General features: G+C 67.4%; 8 protein-coding genes, 1 tRNA gene and 1 pseudogene. 6 read left to right on the top strand and 4 right to left on the bottom strand.

Features of this window, described 5'->3' with window-relative positions; translation table 11 throughout:
• A tRNA-Val gene (locus NS2_RS27020) sits at nt 1-72 on the bottom strand.
• Between the two features lie 125 nt (nt 73-197).
• Between NS2_RS27020 and NS2_RS27015 the strand changes: the two genes are divergently transcribed.
• Nucleotides 198-1,673: an HNH endonuclease signature motif containing protein gene (locus tag NS2_RS27015; RefSeq protein ID WP_052086865.1), complete on the top strand. Its 1,476-nt coding sequence runs from the start codon at nt 198-200 to the stop codon at nt 1,671-1,673.
• Nucleotides 1,674-2,214: 541 nt separating this feature from the next.
• Here the strand turns inward: NS2_RS27015 and NS2_RS27005 are convergent.
• Complete coding sequence (locus NS2_RS27005; RefSeq protein ID WP_143161286.1) at nt 2,215-2,430, bottom strand: hypothetical protein; 216 nt, start codon at nt 2,428-2,430, stop codon at nt 2,215-2,217.
• Between the two features lie 188 nt (nt 2,431-2,618).
• Entirely contained in the window at nt 2,619-4,496 is a 1,878-nt protein-coding gene (locus tag NS2_RS38265; RefSeq protein ID WP_081986215.1) for an EI24 domain-containing protein, read from the bottom strand.
• Nucleotides 4,497-4,743: 247 nt separating this feature from the next.
• Between NS2_RS38265 and NS2_RS26995 the strand changes: the two genes are divergently transcribed.
• Together NS2_RS26995 and NS2_RS37895 are read left to right on the top strand one after the other, a co-directional pair.
• Nucleotides 4,744-4,968 carry a hypothetical protein gene (locus NS2_RS26995; RefSeq protein WP_143161285.1) on the top strand — a complete coding sequence of 75 codons (225 nt, stop codon included), beginning with the start codon at nt 4,744-4,746 and terminating at the stop codon, nt 4,966-4,968.
• A 49-nt stretch (nt 4,969-5,017) separates the two neighbouring features.
• A pseudogene (locus tag NS2_RS37895) lies at nt 5,018-6,109 on the top strand (acyltransferase family protein); the annotation flags it as partial.
• 140 nt (nt 6,110-6,249) lie between these two features.
• On the opposite strand, the gene NS2_RS26985 reads toward NS2_RS37895, so the two are convergent.
• Nucleotides 6,250-7,023, bottom strand: a complete 774-nt coding sequence (locus NS2_RS26985) for a DUF72 domain-containing protein (protein WP_071344000.1) — start codon at nt 7,021-7,023, stop codon at nt 6,250-6,252.
• A gap of 209 nt (nt 7,024-7,232) precedes the next feature.
• Between NS2_RS26985 and NS2_RS26980 the strand changes: the two genes are divergently transcribed.
• The 3 genes from NS2_RS26980 to NS2_RS26970 all read left to right on the top strand — a co-directional run bounded on the left by NS2_RS26980 (nt 7,233) and on the right by NS2_RS26970 (nt 9,980).
• Nucleotides 7,233-8,096, top strand: a complete 864-nt coding sequence (locus tag NS2_RS26980) for an alpha/beta fold hydrolase (protein ID WP_052086866.1) — start codon at nt 7,233-7,235, stop codon at nt 8,094-8,096.
• A 178-nt stretch (nt 8,097-8,274) separates the two neighbouring features.
• On the top strand, nt 8,275-9,132 hold the full coding sequence (locus NS2_RS26975) for an MlaE family ABC transporter permease (protein WP_147207324.1): 858 nt from the start codon (nt 8,275-8,277) through the stop codon (nt 9,130-9,132).
• On the top strand, nt 9,129-9,980 hold the full coding sequence (locus NS2_RS26970; RefSeq protein WP_033090160.1) for an ABC transporter permease: 852 nt from the start codon (nt 9,129-9,131) through the stop codon (nt 9,978-9,980). Before NS2_RS26975 ends, NS2_RS26970 begins: the two co-directional genes overlap by 4 nt.
• Nucleotide 9,981 lies beyond the last annotated feature (1 nt).

Raw genomic sequence — 9,981 nt, 5'->3', positions numbered from 1 at the left:
CGACACTAGCTGGGATCGAACCAGCGACCCCTCGCGTGTGAAGCGAGTGCTCTCCCGCTGAGCTATAGAACCGGGTCTGGTGAGAACGTTAGCGCGTTGACTGGAGATCATGAAATCGCGTGATTGCTGGATAGTTACAAGGCGTGTTGCTTCGATCATGCTGTTGTGTCGAATGATTCGAAACTATGATCGATTGTATGAGTGAAATCGCTGATCAAGCCTTCGCTGCCCTCGCGGTGGTCGAAGAGCTGCGCGCGGTCCACTCGGAAATAGCTGCACTGCAAGCCCGCGAGACCGCATTGATGACCCAGCTCTACCGGATGCGACGCGAAGAACAACTCGACCTCGGAGTCGGGCAGCTCTACGCCGGGGAGGACGCGGCCACCGAAATCGGTGTCACGTTGAGGATGTCGCAGCGTTCGGCCGACAACCTGATCGGGCTCGGTCTGGGTCTCGAGCACCGCTACCCGGCCACCCGCGAAGCCTTCGCGGCCGGGCGTATCGACCTGCCACGCGTGCGGGCGATCAGCGAAACACTCACCAACGTCTCGGAGGACCTGCTGGCGAAGCTGGAACCGAAGATCGCTGTCTACGCCGAAAACGCGACGCCGCAACGGATCCGCCGCACCGCGCGGCGCTGGCTGCTCGAAGCCGACCCCGAAGGCCAGACGCTGCGGCGTAAGGCGGCCGAGGCGGAGCGGTATGTGAACATCACCGCCGCCGACAACGGCATCGCTGTGCTGGACGCGGTGCTTCCGGCCGCGGGCGGGCAGACGGTGTATGAGCGCCTGCGGGAGATGGCCTCCACCCAGTGTTGTGGGCGGGATCCGCGCAACAGCAGCCAGCGTCGCGCCGACGCGCTGGTCGCCCTTGCCGACGGCACCGGACGCCTGTTGTGCCAGTGCGGACGCCCCGACTGCCCGCGCGCGGTCACCGCCGAGGGGGTACCGCAAGCGCGTAAGGCCCTTGTGCAGGTGGGTGTCTCGGCCGAGACCCTCGCCGGGTTGCGGGACCACCCGGCGTTGCTGGCGGGGTTGGGTGCCATCGATGCCGATCTCGCGCGTGGGGTCGCCCGCCACGCCCGTTTCGACATCATCACCGAAACCGACCCCGCCACGGTCGCTTCCACTCCCACCTTGCAGGTCCCGGCCGCCGAACCCGAATTGCGGTACCGGCCCCGCACCCGCGTCGCCGCCCGCGTGCGTGCCCTCGACGGGACCTGCCGGGCTCCGGGCTGTCACGTCCCCGCCGCCGCCACCGATCTCGACCACCAAGACCGCTTCGACCACACCGACCCCGCATCCGGCGGGCACACCACCGAAGACAACCTGGGCGCCCGCTGTCGACGCCATCACCGGCTCAAGACATTGGCCGACAACCACGCCAACCGCTGGCAGGTCCTCCACCACCCGGGCCGCCAGGTCGAATGGCGCACGCCCACCGGCGAATCGGTCACCACCACACCCGAAGGCGTCGACTACCTGTTCCCGCGCACCCCCGTCGCCCCGGTCACCGCGGGCGGGGTCCCGGACGTGGCCGCGCCCGAACCCTGGTTCGATCCCGGGATCGCGGTCAACACGCTGACCGAGCTCATCCACGTCTACACCACACCCGCCCAACGCAAGCAGGCCCGGCAGGACCGGAATGCACGGTTGGCTCGGCACAACATGTGATTCAGATGCTCGAGGCCGTGTAACCCGGGGGAAGACTACTCGGGTGGATCACCGACGGCCGGAATGCTCGCGTCGGCATGTACCGGAAGTGTGGTTACGTCGCCTGCCCTACCGGACCTTTGCTGACGCAACTTGGGAGCCTCGACTCACCTACCGACCCACGGACTGCACGAATCACCTTTTACTACATTGACTTTGATTCTTTGATCACGCTCACGACTCGTTCAGCTGGGGCGGTGATGGTGAGGAACGGGCTTGGCGGGCTCACCCAGGCAGTCGTCGGCCAGACTGCGGGGGTTGGGCCGAAGCCGTGAGCGGTGGTGTATTCGCGCGACGGTGGGGCGGAATGCGGCGAAGTCGGCGCCCTTGAAACGGCGACCTTGTTCGAGCACGCGCACCCGATATCCCTTCTCGGACAATCGGAGTGCGCACACACTCGCCCCGAATCCGCTGCTGAACGGGTCGGTCGCGGACTGGCGGTTGACGCTTCCGGCCGTGCCTGGCCCCGCCTCGCGGCCGTCGGCCCGGCTGCGGCGCAGTCTTACCAGCCGACCGGCTGGGCCGGGACCATCGTCGAAACAACCGATGGCTGCGACTCGTCGGCGTTGTGCACCGCGTCGGGCAGCAGGGCCTGCCCGGCGATTCCGCCCAGCAGGAGCGCGCCGACCACGATGCCCGCGATCTTCGCATTGATCCGTCGCGGCTGCTGCACCACGAAGTAGCCGAAATTCATTACCTGACCTGTCGTCTGGTACATCTGTCCTCCCTCGGTCGGATCGGGACGGTGGTCCCGACCGCAGGACCAATACAACACCCTCGCGGCGCCTTTTTCAGGGCGCTGTCGGGGCCGGAAATTTCGCGTTCGTAGAACCACCACAATCGCGAACCCGCACGTGGCGTATCGGTTCGGAGGAATGCACCAGAATTCGCGTGTTTACGCGGACATCAATGGCCGAATTCGTGTACGCCGTCACTGTGCGATCTCGGACACAGCAATTCGCGCGCCAGCAGGGTCGCACCGGCCACCGCGCCGGGCATCAGGAATACCGCGACGAACGGAACGAGGAACGCCAGGCTCAGCGGTGCGCCGAAACCCCAGGCCAGACCCTTGCGGGCACGCAGTAGCACGAGGCGCTCGCGCAGGTCGATGCCGCGGCGCTGCAGGGCCACGGCGGTCAGCTCGTGGGTGAGGAAGAAGCCGGTGACCAGTGCGCCGAGCACCGGAATCACGGTCTGGCCCACCACCGGAACGAAACCGAGGGCGAACAGCAGAATCCCCCACAGCGCGACCCGCACCAGGATCCGCACGCTGTCGCGCACCGAGATCCACAACTCCGCGCCGAAGGAGCGCTCGGATTCGGGGGCGGTGCCGTCGGGGGAAGCCGATCGATCCACCCGCAGTGAGAGCGCCTCGTAGAACGGCTGCCCGATCACCAATGTCACCGCGGTGAAGGCCAGCACCGCCAGCAGCATGGCCAGACCGAACGCGGCGACGGTCAGCACGCCGCGGAACAGCCCGAGCCAGGGACTCGGCCAGCCGGCGGCGAACGGGGTCACGGCGGTGACCAGGTCGGGTCCCCACCACAGCAGCGCCGTCAGCGCCGCGACGTAGAGCGCCAGCGTGATGAGTCCGGGCAGCGGTGGCGAGGGTAGGAAGCGGACCGGTAGCGCGGTCAGGGCGCGGTGGAACGGGCCTGGCCGCCAGGTCAATTCGGGCGCCGGGACCGCCAGCTGGATCTCGGGCAGGGCATCGAGCAACTGGTCGACCGCCTCCTGGGCGATCAGGTAGGCCAGCGAACTGGCGGGACAGGCGTGCGGGCCGACGCCCCACGCCAGATGCGAACGGTTGCCGGTGAATTGCCCTTGCCGGATGGCCGGATCGGTATTGCACGCCGCCATGCTGATGACCACCGGCTGATGCGCGGGCAGCCAGCAATCGTCGACCAGCACCGCGCGCGGCGGAAAGCTGATGCAGAAGTTGGCCATCGGCGGATCGTCGAAGAGCACCTCGTCGAGCGCGTCCCGGGTGGACAGGCTCCCGCCCAGCGCGCTGCCCCGGAACCGGTCGTCCAACAGCAGCAACAGCAGCGTATTGACGATGAGGTTCTGCTGCGGCTCGATGCCCGCGCCGTAGAGCGTGGCCAGCTGATGCACCATCTCGGTATCGCTGAGCCCGGCCGGGTGCTGGAGCATGCGGGTGGTGACATCGTCGCCCGGCTGGGCACGCTTGTACAGCGCCAGCCGCAGCAGCGCGTCGGCCAGCAGCGCGTTGCCGTTCTCCGCGCCGACGCCCTCGAAGATGGCGCGCATCCCCTCCGCCGCCTGCCCCGCGATCTCGACCGGACAGCCCAGCAGCTGATTGAGCACGCGGAAGGCCAGCGGAAACGCGAACTCGCGCACCAGATCCGCGGTCCCGGCCGCGCAGAAGGAATTGATCAGCGACACCGCCACCTGGGCCACCGTGGCCTGCAAGCCGAACTTGTCGATGCCGGTCAGCCCCGCGGTATTGGTCTGCCGGTAGCGCGCGTGCTCGAAGCCCGCGCTGCGCAGCGCGTTGGGCCGCCACTGCATCATCGGCAGCACCGGGCAGTCGGCGGGCACCCCGGCCTGCCAGGCCCGCGGGTCGGCCGGGAAGCGGTCGGGATCGTTGAGAATCCTTACCGCCGTGCGGTATCCGACCACCAGCGTGGCCGGTACGCCCGGGGCCAGCTCCACCGGGGCCAGGGCCCCGAACCGCGCTCGTAATTCGCGATAGACCCGATGCGGATCGGCGGCGAATTCCGGTGTGTACATCGGCGCCCGCGCACCGTTCGACTCTGTCATCCAACCCATTCCCTGCGGTGAACGGTCACCCTAACCATTTCCGCCGACGTAATTCGACCGATTTCGCCGAAATGTTGACAGGAATGAGCGGCAGGCGCAGGCTCTACGAGGCGCAATGGTTGTCTGAACAGTTGCTGCGTTCCACCGGTTGCCGGCTATTCCCCGCCGTCGCGCGGCACTGGCTCGGCAGCGCTCGGAGATTCGGAGATTCAGCTCGGACCAGAAACCCACCGATGTGGAGGTTGGAATGTCTCGCAATCACGGCCGAAAACCCGGCCAGATGGCCAACAAGGCCAAGCAGGGCATGAAGGACCAGGGCCAGCGCATGGAACGCGACATGGACCGGCTGGCCGACGACGCCAGGCGCGACATGGACCGTCTCGGCTCCGGTATACAGCGCGAAGCCCAGCAGGCACGGTCGGATATGCAGGACATGAACAAGCAGACGAAGCGCAAGCTCCAGCACCACTGACCCCTGGAGGCTACCGAGACGACGCAGGCCGGCTCATCACCTCCGGGTGATGAGCCGGCCGGGTGCATCGGATGCGCCGGGTTCATCGGATGCGCTGCGAGGTATCCCGCGGCGGCATAAAGTAATTGCTCGAAGTGCTCGACGGATTTTGCTGAAGGCGTTGCCCGATCGGAGGCGGATGTCTCATATCGCGGCCGCCCCGGGTCCTTCCCAGCCCCGTCGGCAAGACTCTTCGATCCAGGCGTTGCGCGGGATCGCCGTAATCCTCATGGTTGCCGGGCATGTGATCGGCGTCGGCAACCAGGGCCTGCGCGTCGGTGACCATTCCGCTTGGCACTACTCGTATCTGGCGCTGGCCGACGTCCGCATGCCGCTGTTCACCCTGCTCTCCGGCTATGTCTACGCCATGGTGCCGGTCGCGGGCTGGCAGCAGTACCCGCGGCTGCTCGAGGGCAAGTCCCGGCGCCTGCTCTACCCGCTGATCACGGTGGGCACGCTGCAATACGTGCTGGCGTGCAATATCCCGGGGGCCAACTACAACCCGCACAAGCTGCCGATCTGGCGCATCTACGTGTTCGGGTTCGAACACCTGTGGTTCCTGCAGTCGATCTTCGTCATCTTCCTGATCATCGGAATCCTCGACAGCATCGGCGTTCTCGACTCGCGGCGCGGCTGGGCGGTTGCCACCTCGGTCGCGGCCGTGGCGTACGTCGTCGTGCAGATACCGGCCCGGGTCGATGTCTTCACCGTCAGCGGAGCGGTGCGGCTGCTCCCGTTCTTCCTCATCGGATACGGTTTGCGCCGGCATTCGCTGCTCGATCTGCGCGGCACCCCCGCCCTGTTAGCCATGACGGCGTTCGCCGGCTTCTACACCGTGCGGCTGCTGGCCATCGACGGCAGATTCCACCCGGACGGTTACGAGGACCGGGCCATCACCCTGACCGTCGGCGCGACCGCGCTGATCCTCATCTACTCCGCCCGCGGCTACCTCGACGCAAAGCCGCTGGCCTGGATCGGCGGCTTCTCCTTCGGCATCTATCTGCTGCACGATCTCGCCACCGCGGGCACCCGCATCGGACTCGAACGTTTCGGTATCCACGTGCGCTGGGAATTGTTCCTCACGGGCCTGCTGATGGGCATCAGCGCGCCCATCGTGTTCCAACTGCTCTTCCGCAATGTGACGGTCATCCGCACCTTCGTACTCGGCGAACGACCCCACACCGGCAGGCACACCCGGAAACGTCGATACGGCTTACGCCGGAAACCGGCTGCCGTGGAAATTCACAGCGGAAATGGAAGCCGCTCGGAACCGCCCACGACCGGTCTCGCCGCGGCCCGGGCCAGTTCGGCGAATCGAATCGCATCGCGCACCGCCGCGCCCCCGGAATCGTTGTTGAAGTAGACGTAGACGTCGCGGTCGGGTTCCCAGATGCGGTCGATGCGCCGAACCCATTCGGCGAGCACGCTTTCCGAGTAACGCGGTGGCGACTCCCCCGCCCCTTCATGGAAACGGACATAGGCCCAGTCGGCGGTACGCCACAGCGGCGTGACCGGCGTGCCGAGCCGGTCGGCCCAGCACAGAGCCGCATTGTGGTCGGCGAGCACCGACCGGACCGGATCGGTCCACCAGGACTCGTGGCGTGGCTCGACCGCCACCCGCACGTCGGCGGGAATGAGGGTGAGCGCGGCGGCCAGCAGCTCCGGTGCGGCGGCCAGGGTGGGCGGCAGCTGCAGCAGGATGGGGCCCAGCCGATCTCCGAGTCCGCGGGCCGCGTCGATCATGCGCTCGACCGGATCCCGGGGATCGCGCAACCGCCGATAGTGGGTGAGCGTGCGGCTCGCCTTCACCGCCATGACGAAGTTCGCCGGGAGCCGATCCCGCCAGCCCTCGAAGACGCTGCGCGGTAACGGCCGATAGAATGCGGCGTTCAACTCCACCGTGGCGAACGAGCGGGCGTAGAGCTCGAGCCAGCGGCGTTGCGCGACGCCCTCGGGGTACAGCACACCGCGCCAATCGGGGTACTGCCATCCCGAGGTTCCGATCCTGGTCGCCATATCGCGTCATCTCTCGGACGGGTGATCGGGCCACCGGCGTTTCCCGGTGCCGGTGGATTCCGATTATCCTCTGACCGGAAACCTCGATCACCAACCGACCGTCGCTGCCGGATCGAAGGCCGAAAGTCCTTGCCGTCATATGCCATTGCGCCCCCGACACACGGCATTGGCCTCTCGGTCGACGCGCCCGCGCGGGGCACAGTCGAAGGATGGAGCCTCCACAGCAGACCCCCGGCGAACGTGCTCACGACGGTCGGGCGCGGTGGCGCACCGTCGTGGTCGACGGCATTCGCAGCCGCTACCTGGTGGGTGGCGCGGGTCCCAGCGTCGTGCTGCTGCACGGATTCGGGCTGGCGAATCGCACCTACCGGCCCGCGCTGGACGAGCTGGCGCGGCGCGGGCTGCGGGTCTACGCGCCGACGATGCCCGGCTTCGGCGGCACCGGCGAACTGCCCCGGCGCCGGTCCAGCATCAGCGGTTACGCGGCATGGGTGGCCGCGTTCATCCGGGCGGTGGGCATCGACGAACCGGTGACCCTCATCGGCCACTCGTTCGGTGGCGGCGTCGCCATCATGACGGCCTACGACCGGCCGGATCTGGTGGGTCGGCTGGTATTGGTCAATTCGGTCGGCGGCTCGGCCTGGGTGAACGGCCGCGGCACCCTGGTCGCGATGACGCAACGGCCACTGTGGGATTGGGGCCTGCACCTGCAGGCCGACGTGCTCCCGGTGCCCGAACTGACCCGGGTGCTGCCGGTGGTCCTGCGCGACGGCGTGCCCGCCGCCCTCACCCACCCGCGCGCCTTCTGGCGCGCGGCCAAACTCGTCAGAACCGCCAACCTCACCGGCGAACTCGCCGAACTCGGCCGCCGCGGACTGCCGATCACGGTCGTCTGGAGCAACGACGACAACGTGATCCCCGCCGCCGCGACCCACACGCTGCGCACCGCGCACGAGGAGATCCGGACGATCACCGTCGAGGGCAGACACTGCTGGCTGCTCGCCGATCCGACCCGCTTCGGTGAGGTCATCAGCGACGTACTCACCTTCGACCCCGCCACCGGCGCCGTCTGAGGCCCGCTCCCGAATGCCGGGGGTGGTGTCGGCGGATTCTCGAAAACACATCTAGAACATGTTCCACTCGAGGTAGCGTCTGCGCGCAAGATCGGCGCGAGGTTCGCACGGCTGTTGGGGCAGCCGGAGCCTGCGGATGGTCGTCCAGGGGAGTGACGAAGAGCCGCAAGGAGGTTCGATGTCGACGACAGCGAATCAAGATCGGTCCGAAGCCGCGGAATTGTCCGGCGCGCAGGTACTACGACGAAATTTCGGCGAGACGGTGCTGTCGAGCCTGGGGACGCTGGGACGCTCGCTGGGCATCGAGGCCGATGCGATGCGGGTCGGCGGCACGGATCTGTTGCGGATGCGGTTCCCGTTTCACGAAACACTCAATCAGGCTTGGTTTCTCATTCGAGTCACCGCGCTTCCCAGTGTGCTGATGGCGATTCCGTTCGGCGTGATCGTGTCCGCGCAGGTCGGCAATATCGTTTCGCAGCTGGGCGCGGATTCGATGATCGGCGCGGCCGGTGGGCTCGGCGTCATCAAACAGGGTGCGCCGCTGGCCACCGCCATGCTGCTCGGCGGGGCCGGGGCGGCCGCGATCGCCGAGGATCTGGGTGCGCGCACCATCCGTGAGGAGGTCGACGCCATGCGGGTGATGGGCGTGGATCCCGTTCAGCGCCTGGTGGTTCCGCGCATCGCGGCCATGATGCTGGTGGCCCCGCTGCTCAATGTGCTGATCATCTTCATCGGCATCGCCTCCGGTTTCGCGGTGGCGGTGACCGCGCTCGGGGCGACGCCGGGTTCGTACTGGCAGTCGTTCGGGTCGTTCACCGCGCCCATCGACATCTGGGTGTCGCTGATCAAATCGCTGATCTTCGGCTTCCTGGTGGTGGTCATCGCCTGTCAGCGCGGTCTCGAGGCCAAGGGCGGTCCGCGCGGGGTGGCCGACGGCGTGAATGCCGCGGTGGTGATGTCGGTGGCGGCGGTCACGGTGCTGAACACCGCGATCACGCAGGTGGTCACCATGTTCATCCCGGTTCGGATGGCATGATGGCGACCCCGCACACCCCGCCCGGGCTGGGCTGGACCCGCCGGCTGCAACCACTGGGTCCGATCGAATCCCTGGGATTCGTCATAGGTTTCGCGTGGCAGGTGCTGTCCTCGGTGCCCTACACGCTGGCGCACTACCGCCGCCAGACCGCCGCGGTGATCACCGATATGACCTGGGGTCGCGGTTCGGTGATCATCGGCGGCGGCGTGGTGCCGCTCATGCTGCTGATGGGCGCGGCCATGGGCGCCTCCATCGGCATCGAGGCGTTCAGCGCGCTGAATCTGCTGTCGCTGGGCCAGCTCAGCGGTTTGATCTCGGCGTTCGGCGTGACCCGCGAGCTGGCCCCGATCGCGGCCGGGATCGGTTTCGCGGCGCAGGCCGGGTGCCGGATGACCGCCGAGATCGGGTCCATGCGCATCTCCGAGGAGATCGACGCCCTGGAATCGCTGGGGATCCGCTCGGTGCCGTTCGTGGTGACCACCCGGGTGATCGCCGGAATCATCGCGGTGGCACCGGCTTTCGTGGTGGCGCTGATCCTGAGCTACGCCTCCTGCGAGCTGATCGTGACCACCGTGCACGGCACCCCCTCGGGCACCTACGACCACTATTTCGATCAGTTCGTGGTCGGCTGGGATGTGGTGGCCGCGACCATCAAGGTGATGCTGTTCGCGGTGGCCGTGGTCCTGATCCATTGCTATCAGGGGTTTTTCGCCACCGGCGGTCCCGAGGGCGTGGGCATCGGCTCGGGCCGGGCGATTCGCGCCAGCCTGGTCGCGATCATCGCCCTGGACATGCTGGCCACCATCGTGCTGTGGGGCTTCCGCTCGCCGATCTCGTTCACGGGGTGAT

This window comes from Nocardia seriolae NBRC 15557, assembly GCF_007990715.1.
In the GTDB taxonomy this organism is placed as follows: domain Bacteria; phylum Actinomycetota; class Actinomycetes; order Mycobacteriales; family Mycobacteriaceae; genus Nocardia; species Nocardia seriolae.
This window is presented reverse-complemented; position numbering and strand designations above follow the sequence as displayed.